Source organism: Staphylococcus massiliensis CCUG 55927 (genome assembly GCF_000298075.1).
GTDB lineage: Bacteria > Bacillota > Bacilli > Staphylococcales > Staphylococcaceae > Staphylococcus > Staphylococcus massiliensis.
The window spans coordinates 20,184-37,995 of sequence record NZ_AKGE01000069.1; the positions used below are offsets into that span (position 1 = coordinate 20,184).

Annotated in this window: 20 protein-coding genes and 1 pseudogene; all 21 read right to left on the reverse strand. The window is 37.5% G+C overall.

The features are described from left to right. Positions 1-181: 181 nt before the first annotated feature. A pseudogene (locus tag A33S_RS0100135) lies at positions 182-832 on the reverse strand (50S ribosomal protein L25/general stress protein Ctc); the annotation flags it as partial. A gap of 128 nt (positions 833-960) precedes the next feature. Continuing rightward, the gene (locus A33S_RS0100140) at positions 961-1,926 is read right to left on the reverse strand and encodes a ribose-phosphate diphosphokinase (protein ID WP_009384572.1); all 966 of its coding nucleotides are present in this window, start codon (positions 1,924-1,926) and stop codon (positions 961-963) included. A 35-nt stretch (positions 1,927-1,961) separates the two neighbouring features. Continuing rightward, positions 1,962-3,407 carry an NTP transferase domain-containing protein gene (locus tag A33S_RS0100145; protein WP_009384570.1) on the reverse strand — a complete coding sequence of 482 codons (1,446 nt, stop codon included), beginning with the start codon at positions 3,405-3,407 and terminating at the stop codon, positions 1,962-1,964. A gap of 274 nt (positions 3,408-3,681) precedes the next feature. After that, on the reverse strand, positions 3,682-4,005 hold the full coding sequence (gene spoVG, locus A33S_RS0100150; protein ID WP_009384568.1) for a septation regulator SpoVG: 324 nt from the start codon (positions 4,003-4,005) through the stop codon (positions 3,682-3,684). Positions 4,006-4,066: 61 nt separating this feature from the next. Further along, positions 4,067-4,447, reverse strand: a complete 381-nt coding sequence (locus tag A33S_RS0100155) for a RidA family protein (RefSeq protein WP_009384566.1) — start codon at positions 4,445-4,447, stop codon at positions 4,067-4,069. Between the two features lie 20 nt (positions 4,448-4,467). Continuing rightward, on the reverse strand, positions 4,468-5,292 hold the full coding sequence (gene purR, locus A33S_RS0100160; RefSeq protein WP_009384564.1) for a pur operon repressor: 825 nt from the start codon (positions 5,290-5,292) through the stop codon (positions 4,468-4,470). 18 nt (positions 5,293-5,310) lie between these two features. Continuing rightward, positions 5,311-6,159, reverse strand: a complete 849-nt coding sequence (gene ispE, locus A33S_RS0100165) for a 4-(cytidine 5'-diphospho)-2-C-methyl-D-erythritol kinase (RefSeq protein ID WP_009384562.1) — start codon at positions 6,157-6,159, stop codon at positions 5,311-5,313. Positions 6,160-6,840: 681 nt separating this feature from the next. Beyond that, a complete protein-coding gene (locus tag A33S_RS0100170) occupies positions 6,841-7,092 on the reverse strand; it encodes a Veg family protein (protein ID WP_009384560.1) in 252 nt (83 codons plus the stop codon). A gap of 100 nt (positions 7,093-7,192) precedes the next feature. Then, on the reverse strand, positions 7,193-8,080 hold the full coding sequence (gene rsmA / locus A33S_RS0100175) for a 16S rRNA (adenine(1518)-N(6)/adenine(1519)-N(6))-dimethyltransferase RsmA (RefSeq protein WP_009384558.1): 888 nt from the start codon (positions 8,078-8,080) through the stop codon (positions 7,193-7,195). Further along, the gene (gene rnmV / locus A33S_RS0100180) at positions 8,077-8,625 is read right to left on the reverse strand and encodes a ribonuclease M5 (RefSeq protein WP_009384556.1); all 549 of its coding nucleotides are present in this window, start codon (positions 8,623-8,625) and stop codon (positions 8,077-8,079) included. The genes rsmA and rnmV overlap by 4 nt, the downstream gene beginning before the upstream one ends. Positions 8,626-8,742: 117 nt before the next feature. After that, positions 8,743-9,513: a TatD family hydrolase gene (locus A33S_RS0100185; RefSeq protein WP_009384555.1), complete on the reverse strand. Its 771-nt coding sequence runs from the start codon at positions 9,511-9,513 to the stop codon at positions 8,743-8,745. A gap of 18 nt (positions 9,514-9,531) precedes the next feature. Then, positions 9,532-11,505, reverse strand: coding sequence for a methionine--tRNA ligase (gene metG / locus A33S_RS0100190; protein WP_009384553.1), 1,974 nt, complete (start codon positions 11,503-11,505; stop codon positions 9,532-9,534). Between the two features lie 146 nt (positions 11,506-11,651). Beyond that, entirely contained in the window at positions 11,652-12,482 is an 831-nt protein-coding gene (gene rsmI / locus A33S_RS0100195; protein WP_009384551.1) for a 16S rRNA (cytidine(1402)-2'-O)-methyltransferase, read from the reverse strand. A gap of 3 nt (positions 12,483-12,485) precedes the next feature. Further along, a complete protein-coding gene (locus tag A33S_RS0100200) occupies positions 12,486-12,734 on the reverse strand; it encodes a GIY-YIG nuclease family protein (protein ID WP_009384549.1) in 249 nt (82 codons plus the stop codon). Further along, a complete protein-coding gene (locus A33S_RS0100205) occupies positions 12,727-13,452 on the reverse strand; it encodes a tRNA1(Val) (adenine(37)-N6)-methyltransferase (protein ID WP_009384547.1) in 726 nt (241 codons plus the stop codon). Before A33S_RS0100205 ends, A33S_RS0100200 begins: the two co-directional genes overlap by 8 nt. Before the next feature lie 139 nt (positions 13,453-13,591). Then, positions 13,592-13,930 (reverse strand): DNA replication initiation control protein YabA, encoded by a 339-nt coding sequence (gene yabA, locus A33S_RS0100210; protein ID WP_009384545.1) that lies wholly within the window; start codon positions 13,928-13,930, stop codon positions 13,592-13,594. A 15-nt stretch (positions 13,931-13,945) separates the two neighbouring features. Then, positions 13,946-14,749, reverse strand: coding sequence for a PSP1 domain-containing protein (locus tag A33S_RS0100215; RefSeq protein WP_009384543.1), 804 nt, complete (start codon positions 14,747-14,749; stop codon positions 13,946-13,948). Between the two features lie 5 nt (positions 14,750-14,754). Continuing rightward, complete coding sequence (locus A33S_RS0100220) at positions 14,755-15,681, reverse strand: DNA polymerase III subunit (RefSeq protein WP_009384541.1); 927 nt, start codon at positions 15,679-15,681, stop codon at positions 14,755-14,757. A gap of 95 nt (positions 15,682-15,776) precedes the next feature. Continuing rightward, positions 15,777-16,106, reverse strand: coding sequence for a cyclic-di-AMP receptor (locus A33S_RS0100225; RefSeq protein WP_009384539.1), 330 nt, complete (start codon positions 16,104-16,106; stop codon positions 15,777-15,779). 29 nt (positions 16,107-16,135) lie between these two features. Continuing rightward, on the reverse strand, positions 16,136-16,753 hold the full coding sequence (gene tmk / locus A33S_RS0100230) for a dTMP kinase (protein WP_009384537.1): 618 nt from the start codon (positions 16,751-16,753) through the stop codon (positions 16,136-16,138). Between the two features lie 5 nt (positions 16,754-16,758). Beyond that, a partial coding sequence (locus A33S_RS0100235; RefSeq protein WP_026048937.1) for an aminotransferase class I/II-fold pyridoxal phosphate-dependent enzyme occupies positions 16,759-17,812 on the reverse strand: 1,054 nt, incomplete at its 5' end.

The following is a 17,812-nucleotide window of genomic DNA, read 5'->3' on the forward strand; positions in this document are numbered from 1 at the left end:
GTTTGCGACTAGCTTTCATGTACGTTATAACCAACCCATTTTATCATCAAACGTATCATGCTTTTTGAAAAGCCAAATTGCCATTTTTCCCATCATAACACAAAAAAGGCATCTGCTTATTGAGTATAAGCAAAATGCCTTTAATAAGAAAGTATTTTGATAGATTAAAAGAATTATTCTTCTTCTTTTTCTCTTCATTTTCTTCTTTATCTTCGCCAACAACTTCAGGCTCTTCAGTAGCTGATTCGCCTTCCATTTCTTCGATTTCTTCTTCAGTTGGTTCCTCAGTTGGAGGTACTACTGCTACTACTGAATCTTCTTTTTCGTTCTCGATTGTGTAGTCGCCGTCGATTTTAACGTCAGCTACAGTTAAAGAATCGTTAATTTCTAATTCAGTAATATCAACTTCGATATATTCAGGAATGTTATCTGGAGTTGCTGTAACTTCTAAATCGAATAATGGTTGTTCTACAACGCCGCCTTCTTTAGCACCTACAGCTTCACCTACTAAGTGAACAGGTACTTCAACAGTACGTTCTTCTGTCATGTTGATTGCTAAGAAGTCGATGTGTGTAATTTTGTTTTTAAGTGGGTCGAATTGGTAATCAGATACCATTACTTTAACTTGTTTAGAACCTACACCTAATTCGATTACACCATTACGTCCAACTTCACGGATAACTTTGATGAATTCTACCTCATCAACTTTTACTGAAACGTTTTTAGTACCGTAACCATATACAACTGCTGGAACTTTTCCTGCTTCTCTGATCTTTCTAAGATCTCCGCGTGTTTGTTTACCTTGACGAATGATAGACTTTAATGAAGTCATGTCATTTCCACCTTTCTAATTTCGCACATTATGTGCACCTCACTTGCCCATCAACTCACGTTGCTTGCAAGTGTTTATTTGATCGCTTTGAAATCGCGAACAGAAACATTATACATGTTTTACAAGTTTTAGTCAAATAGTACACTAACTGATTCATCTTCATAAACACGTACAATTGCTTGAGCTAATAAATTAGCTATAGAAAGCTCTTTAATGTTATTTGGCTTTTGCTCATCGCCTAACTTAATTGAGTTCGTAACGATTAATTCTTTGATTACTGAATCTTCAATGCGTTCTTTCGCTGGACCAGATAATACAGGGTGTGAACAACAAGCATATACGTCTTTAGCACCTTTATCTACAAGCGCTTGCGCTGCTAATGTGATTGTACCAGCTGTATCGATGATATCATCGATAATGATAGCTGTACGACCTTCGATTTCACCAACAATGTTCATAACTTCAGCAACATTTGGTTTCGGACGACGTTTATCAATAATCGCGATTGGTGTTTTTAAGATGTCTGCGAGTTTACGTGCACGTGTTACACCACCGTGGTCAGGTGATACAACAACGCATTCTTCTAGATCGATATCTGTATCATTCTCGAAGTAATCCGCTAAGATCGGTACACCCATTAAGTGGTCAATTGGAATATCAAAGAAACCTTGGATTTGAGGTGCGTGTAAATCTAAAGCAATCATACGTGTTGCACCTGCTTTTTCAATAAGGTTCGCAACTAATTTCGCTGTAATTGGTTCACGGCTACGTGCTTTACGGTCTTGACGTGCATAACCATAGTAAGGCACAACGATGTTAATATTTGCTGCAGAAGCACGTTTACAAGCATCAATCATAATTAATAATTCCATTAAGTGATCGTTTACTGGGTTTGATGTTGGTTGAATAATAAATACATCGCATCCACGAATACTTTCTTCAATGTTAATTTGAATTTCACCATCACTGAAGCGTTTAACAGAACATTTACCTAAATCAATACCTACATGGTCTGCAACTTCTTGTGCTAATGGTTCATTCCCTTTCAACGAAAAAATCTTTAACGACGAATTTTTATATTCGGTATTTAACATTTAAAATCCTCCAATTATTTGATTCGGTATTCAAATTATTTACGGTCTTTCAAATAGCCATCTTTAGTAGTTTGGCGTGATCTTGCAAGTGCTAAGCTATCTTGTGGTACATCATCCGTGATTGTTGAACCAGCAGCGATTAATGTATTATCACCTACTGATACCGGTGCAACTAAGTTCGTGTTACAACCGATAAATGCATCTTTACCAACGATTGTCTTGAATTTATTGACACCATCATAGTTAACTGTGATTGAACCGCAACCTATATTCGTACGAGCGCCAATTTCGGCATCGCCAATGTAGCTAAGGTGAGAGACTTTAGCGCCATCATCGAGTGTTGCTTTCTTCGTTTCAACAAAGTTACCGATTTTAACTTCTTGACCAAGGTTTGTACCTGGACGAAGTTGTGCAAACGGACCAATCTTAGACTTTTCGCCTATAATTGCATCTGTCACTACAGAATGCTTGATTTGAGCGCCGTCTTTAATTTCACTATTTGTAATTTCAGAATACTGACCGATTACAACATCTTCACCAATAACAGTTTGGCCCATAATTTTAGCACCAGGTTCAATAATTGTGTCCATGCCAATTGTTACGTCCGGACCAATATACGTTGTGTCTGTATCAACAATTGTCACACCGTTGTTTAAGTGATAATGATTAATGCGTAGCTGAAGTTCCTTTTCAGCTAATCCAATGAATGATCTTTGTGTAATATTTAATGGTTCTAGAAAGTCGTCTATGTCCATAGTAGAAACTTTGCCATCTTTGTCTTTAAGGTTATTTACAAGTTCATAAATGTCACATTCATGCGTTTCATTGTCGAAATTAACTTGTTCTAACAATTCAATGAGCTTCTCAGTATTAAATACATAAACACCAGCGTCGCCATCTTCTTCATCAAGCCCTAAATCCACATATGCATCTACTTCGTCTTGACTTAAACCAAGTTCGTCTTCAATTTCATCGTAATCAACTTCTGATTGATAGAAAGCATCACGTTTTCCAACAGGCTTGATAGCTTCGAACATACCATGTTCATCGCGGTAAACATAGCGTGTTTTATATTCTGTCGTGCCTGAAACAGTCGTTAGAATTGTCGCATCGCTTTCTTCTTGTTCATGAAAAGCCATCATCGCTTTAAGCGTTTCCTTAGTTAATAACGGCGCATTACCAGAAACGATTAAAGTCATGCCAGATTGATCTTTTAGGTTTGCTTTCGTTTCATTTAAGTTTGATAAAACGTTGTCATTTGAAGAACCTTGAGCGTATAAACATGCATCTTGAACGATTTCTTGAACTTTGTCATCTTCTTTATCTACAACAGTTACAATGTTATCGAGCTCTAATTGCTTAACTTGTCCTACAACATGTTCAATCATTGTTTTGCCTGCAACTTTATGAAGAACATCTTGCTTCTTAGATTTCATTTTCTCGCTTTTGTCTGTTGCTAAAATAACTGCATTTTTTTGCATGAAGCGACCCTCCATTAATATTTACACTTCTACATTATTATAATTTAATAGAATAGTTACTTTCAAGGTCAAACAGAGAAGTTCCTGTTGAAAGCTTTTTTAAAAGTTAACTATTTCCATTAGTTGAAAATTACTTTAATGATATTTGGTGCTATTATAAATTATTTCATGGTTAATTCATAGAAATACACTAAAGCTTGTTTATTGCATAAATAAAAAAAGCACACCGAAACAATGTGCTACGGTGTGCTGATATGACTTAATATTCAACGTATTAAGCTTCTTCTTCTGTATCGTCTTCCTTAGATTCAGATTCTTGTTGGTTTGATTTACCAGGAATTACTTCATCTGTTTCATCATATACTTTCATCACGGCATCTTGAATTTCTTGTCTCATGTCTGAGTTGATTGGATGCGCGATATCACGGAATTCACCATCTGGTGTACGTTTACTTGGCATCGCGACGAATAGACCTGAATTACCTTCAATTACACGTAAATCATGAATTACGAATGATTCCTCTAATGTAATTGAAACGAGCGCTTTCATTCTTCCGTCAGTTTGTATTTTTCTAAGTCTAACATCTGTCACTTTCATGTAGTGAGCCCCCCATAGTATATCTTTTTATTTATAGAAGCTTAACAAACATTAATAAAAATTATAAATCCTTTACTTCTGCTACGATTTCAATTTCAACTTTCACATCTTTAGGTAGACGTGCTACCTCAACACAACTACGTGCTGGTTGATGTTCATTAAAGTAAGAACCATAAACTTTATTAATGTGTTGAAAATCGTTCATATCAGATATAAAGATCGTTGCTTTAACAACAGCATCTAAATCTGAACCTGCTTCATTTAATACCACTTTTAAATTTTCTAAAACTTGAGTTGTTTGCTCGGAAACATCATCACTCACAATTTCTCCATTAAGATTTAATGGAATTTGTCCTGATGTGTAAACTAAGCCATTAACTACTGTGGCATGTGAATATGGTCCTAAAGCTTCAGGTGCTTTGTTTGTATTAATTATCTTCATGTTGTGATACGCTCCTTTTTTTATTCAAATTTAGATAAGCTATTGCCCATTTCAACGTTAAAGTTCTGATTATATTCATCGACATCAGATAGTCTTACTAAGGATGTATAATCTCGAATTAATCGTTGTTCAACTTCTTTAGATTCTACAAGTACTGATACCCCTTTAACAGTAGCTTTAAACTCTCTCATTAAATTCATAACGCCGTTTATAGATCCACCTGCACGCATAAAATCGTCCACGATTAAAACATTAGAGTGTTCTTTTAATGTGCGTTTAGATAATACCATCGTTTCAATTTGACGTGTTGAACCTGAGACGTAGTTTATGGACACTGTAGAACCTTCAGTCACCTTATTATCTTTTCTGATAACCACTACAGGTAAATTTAATACACTTCCAACTGCATTAGCAAGAGATATACCTTTAGTCGCAATTGTTACGATTGCATCTAGGTCTTCTTCAATGTAAATAGATGCAATCATTTTACCGATACGGTTAATCAACTTAGGATTACCCATTAGGTCTGATAGGAATAAGTAGCCACCTGGTAATAGGCGGTCTTTCTCTTGAAGTTTTTCGATAACCTCTTCAACAATGCGCGTCGCTTCGTCTTTACTCATACCTGGTTTGAATGATACACCGCCGCTTACGCCAGACGACGTGATGATCGTACCCATCTTTTCCTTTTCAAGGGTGCCCTTAATAATATGAACGTCTTCACTGATAGATGACTTAGCTTGCTTAAATTTGTTCACAAAGAATGTGAGTGGAATGACTTCGTTTGGATGGTTCATTAAGTACTGGGTCATAAACACTATTCGTTCGCTACGTTTGTATCGCATATTACGTCACCTTTCTTTTCAACCTAACATTCTTACAATGTACACTTCGCTACAACAACCACTTACGGCGTTATAAACGTGTCTTGCTTGTCTTTCGCGCTGTGCAAGTCCAAACACAGTTGGTCCACTACCACTCATTAAAGCACCATCTGCGCCGTTATTAATCATGTTTTCCTTAATCTTCTTAATTTCAGGGCACAAACCAATTGATACTTCTTCTAAACGATTAGTTAGGCTTTTACACATTTTGTCATAATCGTCCTCTTTAATTGCATCATAGCACATTTTCGTATGTACGGTATATGGGTGGTCTAGGTTAAGCGCTTTGTAGATATCCGCTGTCGACAAGCTAATAGCTGGCTTAGCGATGATAACCCAACTAGATGGTGGACGATTAATCAATTCTAACTTCTCACCGCGCCCGCGACATACAGCCGTCTCGCTATATACGCAGAAAGGAATATCCGATCCTAGACTCGCCGATAACGCTGCTAGTTCCGACTTAGGCACATCAAGTTCGAATAGTCGATTGATACCACGCATCGTAGCAGCTGCATCACTTGAGCCACCTGCTAATCCTGCCGCTACAGGAATGCTTTTATCAAGCGTAATCGTTACACCTTGTTTCAGCTCGTAAGTCTTGATCATGAGTTCCGCTGCTTTAAAAGCCAAATTCTTTCTATCATTCGGAATAAAGTTTTTATCTACTTTTAATACAATTTTTTGATCGTTGCGTTTTTCAAAAGATAAACGGTCATTCAAATCGACGGTCGTCATGATCATTTCGACTTCATGATAACCATCGTCACGTTTGAAAAGCGTATCAAGTGTTAAATTAATTTTCGCCGGTGCCGTTTCAAAAATCATACTTTTAGCCTCTTTCAAGTTATTGATGAAATTATTTTAACATAAAGAGCCGTATCGTTTGAATTAAATATAAGTCATTATACGGGATTGGGTGCTAGTCGTTTTAAGATATGTAATTGATTGTATGATTTTGTCTGGCACCAATTTTGGTGAGAGTCGGGTAGACTTTTTAGGCCAGGCTGCCGCCAGGTCTTATAGGCGAATGAGTCTACTGACTAGATATGAGGTTGCCTTATTACAAAGACTGAGCCAAACAATGTAATATGGGCGCCTTGTTACAAAGACTCTACCAAACAATGTAATATGGGCGCCTTGTTACAAAGACTCTACCAAACAATGTAATATGGGCGCCTTATTACAAAGACTACACCAAACAATGTAATATGGGCGCCTTGTTACAAAGACTGTACTAAACAATGTAACATGGGCGCCTTATTACATAGACTTTACCAAACAATGTAATATGGACGCCTTGTTACAAAGACTGAGCCAAACAATGTAATATGGACGACAAAACCGGAACGCCCTTCCCCCACAATCAGGCAAGGCCTATGCATCTCAAGACCCATGTCTACCCATACACTTATTTAAACCAATATCCTTAGCGCACCCAAGCGCCCACCACACGTAAAAAGACACGAACCAAAATGATTCGTGCCTTTTAATATATGAATATGTTGCTTATTGTGCGATTGCTTCTTCGTCGAACGATACTTGAACATTCTCAGTTAAAACATCTGTATATGTATAAGATACACGTTCGAAGTTATGTTGTTCTGGGTCCAATTCAACAACGAAAACTGATGGGTATGTTTCTGTCAGTACACCACATCTTTCGATTGTCTTCTTACGTCCTCCATTAGCTTTAAGTACAATACGATTTCCTAAGTGACCATCAAGAGAATTTTTGATGTCGATGATAGATTTTGGCATATTGCTCCACCTCGCTACAATAAACATTGTACCACTTTTACCAATATTTTGTCAAATAAAATTTAAATTTTATCAAGGTGATCGCGCAATGTCAACACTTTCATATCTTTAATTCGGGAAAATTTTTCATATTCTCGTAAAGTTGCGCAAATTCTTTAATGGAAAGGGTTTCACCGCGTCGCTTAGGATCGATATCTGAACTTTCTAACCATTCTTTAATCGTCTCTTTATACTTTTTACCGTCAAACACTAAATTTTGATAATTGTTATAAATGGTTTTACGGCGCTGGCTGAACGCGCCTTTTGTTAATTTAAAAAAGGTCTCTTCATCATCAACCTCTACCACAGGTTGATCGCGACGCGTTAATTTAATCACGATTGAATCAACATTTGGCGGTGGTAAGAATACCGACTTCGGAACAGTTAACACACGAGATGTTTCTGTGTAATACTGTGCAACAATCGACAATGACCCATAAGATTTCGTACCCACTTTAGCATTTAAGCGCTCACCAACTTCTTTTTGCATCATAACTACATAGCCATCGATATTCGTATTTTGTTGGAGCAATGTTAGTAAGATTGGCGTCGTAATATAATATGGCAAGTTCGCCACAACTAAAATTTTATCGCAATCTTGCATATGTGTACGTATTTCTTGTTCAACATCTGCCTTTAGAATATCCTCATTAATCACAACTGTATTGTCGTACGGTGATAACGTGTCTTTTAAAACAGGAATCAAACGCTGATCAATTTCGAATGCCAACACTTTCTTCGCGTGCTTAGCAAGTTGCTCGGTAAGTGAGCCCATCCCAGGACCAACTTCGATGACACCAGTACGTTCATCAATGTCACTTGATTCGATAATTTTATTGATAATATTTACATCCACTAAGAAGTTTTGACCTAAACTCTTCTTAAAGTTAAAACCGTATTCTTTTAATAAAGCAAGCGTTCGTGTAGGTGTTGCAATATCCTTTGTCATGATTTCAACCCTTTCTTATCCAAAGCTTCAATTACATCTTCTCGCGTATAACCAAACGCGTTAAGTTTCTTTAACAATTGCTTACCATTTGCGTGACCGATACGTAATGAACGACAAACGACTTCTCGACGATGTCTCGCGTCAGGACCAATCACCAATCCTAAATCAATAAGTTCAGCTTTAGAAATCGTTTCGTCACCCTCTGAAAATGGCGTAGAAACATTTGATAAAGCCGCTTTAATCGTTTCTAAAGTTGCATGTTCGACACCAATCTTCTTATTTTTATTCATCGCGTCTTCTGGATTAATATAAGCATGTTTCACGCCCGGCACGTGCTCTTCAATAATCGCTCTAATTTTATCACCTGGGAAATCAGGATCTGTAAGCACGATGACACCACGCGTCTCCCTAGCATTTTGTATAATTTCAATCGTTTCTTTGTTGATAGCACTACCATTTGTTTCTATTGTATCGCAAATAACCGCACGTTTAACGCGTTCAGTATCATCGCGACCTTCGACTACCACAAATTCGTTGATTTTCATGTCTTTTACCTCGATTCTAAATAGTTACTCCACACATTTTACATGAAATATAGAAAAAGGCACAACATCGATAATAAGCAATGAAGTACTTATATCAATATTGTACCTTTTCAAACATTATTTTAATTTAAATAAGCGTTCAGCATTTTCTGTCGTTACTTTACAAACTTCTTCATAAGAAATGCCACGTAATTCAGCAATTTGTTCCGCAACAAGCGTCACGCGACTTGGTTCATTACGTTTACCTCTATAAGGATGAGGTGATAAGAACGGTGCATCCGTTTCAACTAACAAGCGTTCTAATGGCACATGTTTGGCCACTTCTTTCGGTTGTTTCGCATTTTTAAATGTCACAGGGCCACCTAATGAAATATGGAAGTCTAATTTATTAAATAGCACATCCGCGATTTCAGGAGAACCACTGAAACTATGCATAATGCCACCAACTTCTTCAGCGTGTTCTTCCATAAGGATGTCTACACAATCTTGTGTTGCCTCACGGTTATGAATCACAATCGGTAACTGAACACGCTTTGCAAGCGCAATTTGCTTTCTAAATACTTCTTTTTGTACATCTTTAGGTGATTTATCCCAATGATAATCAAGACCCATTTCACCAATACCGATAATCTTTTCATGTTTAGAAAGGTCTTCGATCCATTCTAAGCGCTCATCTGTACAATCAATCGCATCAACTGGGTGCCAACCAATAATACCGTAAATAAAGTCATATTGATCAATAAGTTCCATCGTACGTTCTACCGTCTTCGTATCAAAGCCTACAACGAACATACGGTCAACGCCCGCTTCACGTGCGTTCTCAATCACCTGTTCTAAGTCTTCATCGTACTGATCCGCATTTAAATGTACATGTGTATCAATAAGCATTTATATACGCTCCTTTAATTATTTAATTACTGCGCCATTAACAATCGCATTCGGTAAGCTAACTAATGTAAGTACGCCATCTTTTTCTGCAGATAAAATCATACCTTCAGATTTTTGGCCCATTAATTTAGCTGGTTTTAAGTTTGAAACGACAGCGACTTTCTTACCAATGATATCTTCTGGTTGATAGAATTTCGCAATACCTGAAATAATTTGTCGTTTCTCATAACCTAGGTCGACTTGAATTTTTAAGAGTTTGTCAGACTTCTTAATGTTTGTCGCATCAACAACCGTTGCTGCTTTAATCTCAACTTTATCGAAGTCTTTGATGTCGATTTGAGGCTTCTCTTCAACCTCTTCTTCTGTTTCTCCAGATTTAGGTGGTTGCATAGACGTTTTAATAAAGTCAATTTCTTTTTCATTATCAAGGCGAGGGAAGATTGGTTGTGGCTTTTCAGTCACCTTAATATCAGATTTTAATTGACCATACGTCTTCAAGCTCTCATATACATGTAAATCTTCGTCTTGGATGTTAAGTTGTTTGAAGATTTCATACGGTGCTTTTGTTAAGAAAGGACGCAGCAGCACTGCTGCAAAGCGAATATTCTCAACTAAGTGTGCCATTACGTTAGCAAGTTCGTCGCGCTTAGATTCGTCTTTTGCTAGAATCCACGGCGTCGTCTCATCAATATATTTATTCGTACGGCTAATTAATTTCCATACCGTTGATAACGCAACTGAGAACTGAAGATTGTCCATATTCTCATGGAACGTTTGAACAGTATCAAGCGCCATTTCTTCAACTTCACGGTCTAAATCACTTTGAGGGCCTTGGTACGCCTTAAGTTCACCGTCAAAGTATTTGTTAATCATAGAAATCGTACGGTTCACTAAGTTACCTAAATCATTAGCTAAATCATAGTTCGTACGTTCAACGAATGCTTCCGGCGTGAATACGCCATCAGAACCAAACGGTAACTCACGCATTAAGTAATAACGTGTCGCATCTAAACCATAACGGTCAATTAATACGTTAGGGTCAACAACGTTACCTTTAGACTTACTCATCTTACCGTCCTTCATCAGTACCCAACCGTGCGCAAAGACTTTCTTAGGTAGTGGTAAGTCTAACGCCATAAGTAAAATTGGCCAAATAATTGAGTGGAAACGAACAATTTCCTTAGCCATTAAATGCATGTCTGCAGGCCAATATTTCTTAAATAATGTATCATCGTCTGATAAGTAACCTAACGCTGAAATATAGTTAACCAGTGCGTCGACCCATACGTATACAACGTGCTTAGGGTTTGAAGGTACTTCGACACCCCAGTTGAAAGACGTACGTGAAACCGCTAAGTCTTCAAGTCCTGGTTTAATAAAGTTATTAATCATTTCATTCTTACGTGATGGCGGCTGGATAAAGTCTGGATGCTCATCATAGAACGCTAATAAACGATCTGTATATTTCGATAATTTAAAGAAATAACTTTCTTCTTTAACTAATTCCACTTCATGTCCTGAATCTGGACTCTTACCGCCTACAATTTTACCGTCTTCATAGACAGGATCTACTAACTGAGTCTCTGTATAATACGTTTCATCAGGTACAGAGTACCAACCTTCATATTCACCAAGGTAGATATCACCTTGTTTAAGTAAGCGTTCGAAGACTTTTTCTACAACTTCTTTGTGACGTTCTTCAGTCGTACGAATAAAGTCATCGTTTGAAATATCAAGTTTTTTCCAAAGGGCTTTAATACCTGAAATCATTTCATCAAGGTATTCCTTCTCACTTAAGCCTGCTTTATGTGCTTTATCTTGAATCTTTTGACCATGCTCGTCAGTACCTGTTAGATAACGAACATCGTACCCTTGTAAGCGTTTATATCTCGCAATCACATCACCTGCAACTGTTGAATATGCATGCCCGATATGTAAATTACCGCTCGGATAATAAATCGGTGTTGTGATATAAAATGTATCTTTTGTCATCAGCGCGCCTCCTCGTTTCTTATCTTATAAATATATCTAAATTTACCTTTATTTTCAATGATGCGTCATGCTTGAAAAGTCCTTAAACCATACATCCGAACGCAAGCTTTGAACACTTTCTATAATAACAATATATCACTTTCATTTTATACATTATGATATAAATCGTACACTTCGCCAGTTTTCATACCACGTTCTTTAGCTACAGTTTTAATCGCAGCTTTCGGTTTATCACCTTGATCGATATAATGTGTTACATGTTCTTGTATCGATAAATCTTCAAACCAATTTGCAGTCGTTTCTTTCTTACCTTCAATCAGAATCACAAACTCGCCTTTTTGAACAATCTCCTCTTGGTCCATTTTTAAAAGCGCTTCCTGAACCGTACACGTTTCAACTTGCTCAAACTTCTTCGTTAGTTCACGACAAACTGAAACGTTACGCGTTTGATCCACCTTCTCAATGGCTTTTAACGTATCTTTAACACGAAACGGTGATTCATATAGAATCAGCGTGCTCTCTTGATACATACGTGTAGATAGGATTTCAACCTTATCCTTCTCTTTACGCGGTAAAAACCCTAAAAATGTATACACATATGAAGGGAGACCACTCGTCATGAGGGCAGTTAAACCTGCATTCGCACCTGGTATCGTTTCAACCTTAATATCAGCCGCTCGCGCTTGTACAACAAGTTCATAACCAGGGTCACTAATTAAAGGTAAACCTGCGTCAGAAACTAAAGCGATATCCTGACCTTCCTTAAGGCTTGCTACTAACTGCTCGGTCTTACTTTCTTTATTATGCTCATGATATGAGATGAGCTTTGTATCGATATCATAATGATGGCATAGCTTCTGCGTCACGCGCGTATCTTCACACGCTATAACATCGACCGACTTTAACGTTTCGACAGCGCGGTACGTTATATCGCTAAGGTTTCCGATAGGCGTTCCCACTAAATATAATGTCTGCATGCGCTACCCTCCTTGAATGAGATTTAATTTATCTCGTCGTGATAATTGCTTAATCGCATATTCTCTCTTTAATGCTTCAGACTTCGACGTATACGATTCTTGATAAACAAGACGCACCGGGCGTCTTATTTTCGTATATTTCGCACCTAAGCCTGCATTATGTTTCGCTACACGTTTTTCTACATCTACTGTATACCCCGTGTAGAGCGATTCATCTTTACACTTTAAAATATAAACAAAATGATTATCCATAATATATAGCCTTCATTTCTTCTGTATACGTATTATCGTCTTGATACATATAAAAAGGAGCGCCTATTTTTAAACCATATTGACCGCCCTTACGCGCTTCAACCACAATCGTTTGTGCTGCCTTGTGCTTTTTACTATAAATCAGATGGAGCACTTTCGGTTCGAGTTGATACTGGCGCATCAAAGTTAAGACGTCCATAAGACGGTCTGCACGATGTACCATTACTATTCTACCACCTTGCTTTAACAAATGTCTTGTGACACTTAAGACATCCTCAAGCGTACACATGACTTCATGTCTCGCAATTTTATGGGCTTCCTTTTGATGTTGATTCATTTGATTCACCTTGAAATAAGGTGGGTTACACGTTATCAAATCATATGTAGCGGGTTTAAAATGTTTTACCAAGTCCTTAATATCCATATGATGCATATGTATACGCTCTGATAGATCATTTCGAGCGACACTACGATTCGCCATATCAACGAGTTGTGATTGAATTTCAACACCTTCAATCATTTGATGGCATTTATGCGATAACACTAACGGAATGACACCGTTCCCAGCACATAAGTCCATAACTTTATCTCGCTTGCGAACTTTTGTAAAATGTGCGAGTAAAAGTGCATCTGTTGAAAACGAAAACACGTCATCGTTCTGAATAATTTCAAGTTTTTCCTTAAATAAATAATCAATGCGTTCATTTGGCTTTAACATTGATTGACCTCCAAAACTATTTAAATAAAAAGAGGGCGTAGACAATATTACCTTTCGCTCCACAGTATCCGATCACACTGCTTAGAAAGATGTCCTAGCCCCCTCTTATATCAATCTTAAACATCTGTACTTCAACATTTTATTGCTCACTAAGTACATTTAAACAAAAGAGACAATCTTCTCCTTTTCGGTGTTTACCGAATAATTCGCCTCGACAAATATGAAAGCCTTCTTTATATAACATTGCTAAATTCTCTTTACTTTGTAGTGGTTTTTTCACTGTACCATTAGACGTATCGTGATCTTTACGTTCTTCCTTATCAATCAACATTTTAAGATTATCATTTTCGAGTTGTAATGAAACATTCTCTTCAACGAGTTCGACCGCTAAAGACTTTAACGTTTGCATATCTTCATTTAGCTCTGTTACATGTCGTTCCATATTCGTTAATCGTTCGAATAATTCACTTCGGTCCAATCCTCTGATGCCTCCTTACGTCAATGCTTCTAATTCTTCCATCTTATATTCAAGCGGTTGTTCGATACCGTCAACTTTAATTTGCATGGAAATATCTAAAATATTTAATCCAACCACTTTGCCTTTTCCTTCAGGTGTATGAATCATCTCACCCACATCAGGCATCATTTCACGTGCTTCTTCATAGTAGTCATTCTCATATTTTAAGCAACACATTAAACGACCACAAGCACCTGAAATCTTGCTTGGATTTAAGGATAAATTTTGGTCCTTCGCCATCTTAATCGATACTGGTTCAAAGTCACCTAAGAATGTTGAACAACATAGTGAGCGTCCACAAGGACCAATACCACCTAGAAGTCGTGCTTCATCACGCACGCCAATTTGGCGCAGTTCAATTCTCGTTTTAAGCTTTTGCGCAAGCATTTTAACAAGTTTTCTAAAGTCTATGCGCTCTTCAGCTGTAAAATTAAAAATAACCTTAGATTTATCAAGCGTGAATACACAGTTAACAAGGTTCATATCTAAATTAAGCTGATCGATATATGTTTTACACAGTTTCATCGCGTGATCTGCGTCTATTTGATTTTGTTCGTATTGAGATAAATCTTTATCCGTCGCAACACGTAATACCTTTTTTAAAGGTAGTGTGACATCTTCATCGTGGACATTTGTAGGTTCATGTTTAACACGGCCAATCTCAATACCACGTGATGATTCAACAACAACATATTGTTGTTCACTTAAATCTATGTCACAAGGCGAATAATATTCCAATTTAGCTGACTTATCAAATTGGATACCTACAACATGATGCATACGTTTCACCCCTTAATTCTAATTGCGATTTGTTCAAACACTAATGTTGGATTCACATTTTGATTCAATTTTTTATGCGCTTCCAATAGTGTTTCATGTATCGTCGTTAAGTCTTGATAACTTAATTTAAGCGCGACACCTTCGAGATGTTCTTGTATCGATGTTAATGTAATTGCCGACTTTAAGTCTGCCTTCATATGCATGACATCCTGAAAGTACGTATTCATTAACGTTAATACAAGTATTTGAAGTTTTCGATTTTTAGCTTGTTTCAATAATTCAACAATCGCGATCAGTGCCATGGGTCTATTTTCAATGAGAAGATGACACCAATTCAACGTTTCCTTTCTTAAAGCAGCTAAATCAAACTCCTTATTCAATTCTATCGCAATTTCTTGATCAGTGGTATAGGTTCCAAGAATTTCTGCTACACCAGGTGAAATTTCTACCGATTTAAAGTGTTCAATCACTTGTTTCGTATCCATCGGTTTAAAATATACATGTTGGCAACGTGAATGTATGGTATCTAAAATTTGCTCAGGTTTAGTTGATATTAGTATCGCAATGGTATTATTAGGCGGCTCCTCTAGGAATTTCAGTATACTATTTTCACCTTGAACTGTTAACTTTTCAAAACCATCAATAATATAAACTTTATGTGTACTCTCTATAGGCAAGCGGTTCATGTAGCGGACGAGTGCTTCAACTTGCTCTTTCTTAATCGTAATTTCATTCGTTTCGACATACATAAAGTCCGGATGGTTCAAATTTTCGACCTTAAGCTCACACGTTTCATCGCTATCACACAGTATCGTTTTCGCAAAGTTGATTGCGACTGACTTCATCGAACGCGCATCATCGCCCTCAAATAAATATGCATGAGAAAGTTTTTGATCATGATATGCATGGGTTAATTTCGTTAATTCATCCATATTTATAACTCCTTTATAATGAAAAGGCCGGACATATTAACAACGTCACATTGTTAATCCTACGCGAGTAGGTGTCCAGGCCCTATACAAGTACTTTAAAATTGGTGAAATGTTTCAACTGGCATAACGAATACAGTCGCGCCGCCAACCTCAACTTCAACTGGATATGGAATATAAGAGTCAGCACTACCACCCATAGGTGTAATTGGCGATACAAGTTGCTCTCTATTACCACAAGTTCCATTAATCACTTCTAAAATTTCATCAACACGGTCATCATCCACACCACTCAAGAAAGTTGTGTTACCCGCTTTTAAAAAGCCACCCGTAGTTGCAAGTTTCGTAGCTCTGAAATTATTTTTAACAAGTTGATCACTTAATTCTTGGCTATCTTGATCTTGAACAATCGCTATAACCATTTTCATAATAAAACACCTCTTTAGAATTTAGTATATCACATAATTTTTAAGTAATTTAACACAGCTTCATAAACATCTTGAATCACATCTTCTAAGGATTGATCAGCATTTATCACAACAAATCGATCTGAATAAGTTTCAATCGTCTGTTTATAACCGGCTACAACCTTTTTGTGAAAGGCCATTGACTCAGCGTCTAAGCGGTTTTGTTCACGTTGGTTCGATTTGATGCGTGCGTGACCAACCTCAGGACTAACATCTAAATAAATCGTTAAATCAGGATAATGATCTTTAATCGCAAACTCATTAATTGCTTTCACTTCACTAACGCCTATACCCCTTGCATAACCTTGATAAGCAAGTGAACTATCGATGTAACGGTCACACAACACGATTTGTTTCTTCTCTAGTGCTGGAATTACCTTTTGCACAAGATGCTCACGACGTGCCGCCGCAAATAATAGAGCCTCCGTGCGTTCATCCATATTTTCGCCTTCTAAAACAATTTCTCTTATCGCTTCAGCAGTTTGAACGCCACCAGGTTCTCTCGTTGTAATAACATCATATTTATCATTTAATTTCTCATAAAGTGCGCGTATAACTGACGTCTTACCAGAACCCTCAGGCCCCTCGAAAGTGATAAATCCCTTCATTCTATTCATTCCTTAACTTTAATTTTTCCGTCATGAAGTCCTTCAATTCGAACATCAAACGACAACCAATGTCGAATCAATTTTATCATATCTTGCGTGATGATTTCGCCTTTAAACAAGATTGGTATACCAGGTGGATACGGCATAATATGTTGGCCTAATACACAACCAACCGCATCTTGATAAGGCATTTCAAGCGTCTTAAAACGCTCAGAATAGTAGGCACCACCATCCAAATAAAGTTCGGTAGCTTGCAGTTGAGCAGGTTCAAGCCTACTTGTGTCAAAGGCTTGTATACGTTGACTTAATAACTCGAAATTAAACCTATCCCCTTCATGCCACAACGGTAGCACGAGCAACACCTGATACATATCATCGAGTTCAACATAAATATGCGATTCCTCAAACAATCGCTTAACATCATACCCCGTTACATTCGGGTAACGTACAACTAGCTTAAGCGGATCATCTACCTCTCGCACATCAAATCCCTTCCCCTTCAAAAGCCCTATAAGCTTAGCCCGCTTTTCAAAGAAGATACCTGAATCATAGTGGTGATAAAATTGCGCAGCACGCTCCAAACCTGCCATTAGGAGATACGAAGGGCTAGAAGATTGAAACTGTGTGAGATAACGTTTAACTTCATGTCGCAATTTCGCATCTTTATGTATATAAATAACCGAACTCATCGTAAAAGCTGGCAACGATTTATGGAAGGATTGTACAACGTAATCCGCCCCCATATTTAATGTAGATTCTGGAAAACCTTCTAAATCAAAGTGCGCGCCATGTGCTTCATCAATGAGGACAGGCACATCAAGTTGATGCAAATGATCTATCCAGGACCTGATGTCAAATGTCTCTCCATAGTAATTTGGATAAGTAAATATGCCGAGTTTAGCTTGCTTGAAGTCATTAATTTTAGCACACGAGGCAGGCTGAGGGCCTTGGTATTGCGATGTAACACGACTCTGACACATCGGTAGAATGTGCGCACGCTGATGCGATAAATCCAAAGCATTAAACACGGACTTATGCATATTACGCGGCATCACATAG

Coding starts and splice junctions, on each gene's coding strand:
- A33S_RS0100140 (WP_009384572.1), bottom strand. CDS start 1,926: ATGTTAAATACCGAATATAAAAATTCGTCGTTAAAGATTTTTTCGTTG.
- A33S_RS0100145 (WP_009384570.1), bottom strand. CDS start 3,407: ATGCAAAAAAATGCAGTTATTTTAGCAACAGACAAAAGCGAGAAAATG.
- spoVG (WP_009384568.1), bottom strand. CDS start 4,005: ATGAAAGTGACAGATGTTAGACTTAGAAAAATACAAACTGACGGAAGA.
- A33S_RS0100155 (WP_009384566.1), bottom strand. CDS start 4,447: ATGAAGATAATTAATACAAACAAAGCACCTGAAGCTTTAGGACCATAT.
- purR (WP_009384564.1), bottom strand. CDS start 5,292: ATGCGATACAAACGTAGCGAACGAATAGTGTTTATGACCCAGTACTTA.
- ispE (WP_009384562.1), bottom strand. CDS start 6,159: ATGATTTTTGAAACGGCACCGGCGAAAATTAATTTAACACTTGATACG.
- A33S_RS0100170 (WP_009384560.1), bottom strand. CDS start 7,092: ATGCCAAAATCTATCATCGACATCAAAAATTCTCTTGATGGTCACTTA.
- rsmA (WP_009384558.1), bottom strand. CDS start 8,080: ATGACAAAGGATATTGCAACACCTACACGAACGCTTGCTTTATTAAAA.
- rnmV (WP_009384556.1), bottom strand. CDS start 8,625: ATGAAAATCAACGAATTTGTGGTAGTCGAAGGTCGCGATGATACTGAA.
- A33S_RS0100185 (WP_009384555.1), bottom strand. CDS start 9,513: ATGCTTATTGATACACATGTACATTTAAATGCGGATCAGTACGATGAA.
- metG (WP_009384553.1), bottom strand. CDS start 11,505: ATGACAAAAGATACATTTTATATCACAACACCGATTTATTATCCGAGC.
- rsmI (WP_009384551.1), bottom strand. CDS start 12,482: ATGCAGACATTATATTTAGTGGGAACGCCTATCGGAAACCTTAGCGAT.
- A33S_RS0100200 (WP_009384549.1), bottom strand. CDS start 12,734: ATGGATAATCATTTTGTTTATATTTTAAAGTGTAAAGATGAATCGCTC.
- A33S_RS0100205 (WP_009384547.1), bottom strand. CDS start 13,452: ATGTTAAAGCCAAATGAACGCATTGATTATTTATTTAAGGAAAAACTT.
- A33S_RS0100215 (WP_009384543.1), bottom strand. CDS start 14,749: ATGCATCATGTTGTAGGTATCCAATTTGATAAGTCAGCTAAATTGGAA.
- A33S_RS0100220 (WP_009384541.1), bottom strand. CDS start 15,681: ATGGATGAATTAACGAAATTAACCCATGCATATCATGATCAAAAACTT.
- A33S_RS0100225 (WP_009384539.1), bottom strand. CDS start 16,106: ATGAAAATGGTTATAGCGATTGTTCAAGATCAAGATAGCCAAGAATTA.
- tmk (WP_009384537.1), bottom strand. CDS start 16,753: ATGAAGGGATTTATCACTTTCGAGGGGCCTGAGGGTTCTGGTAAGACG.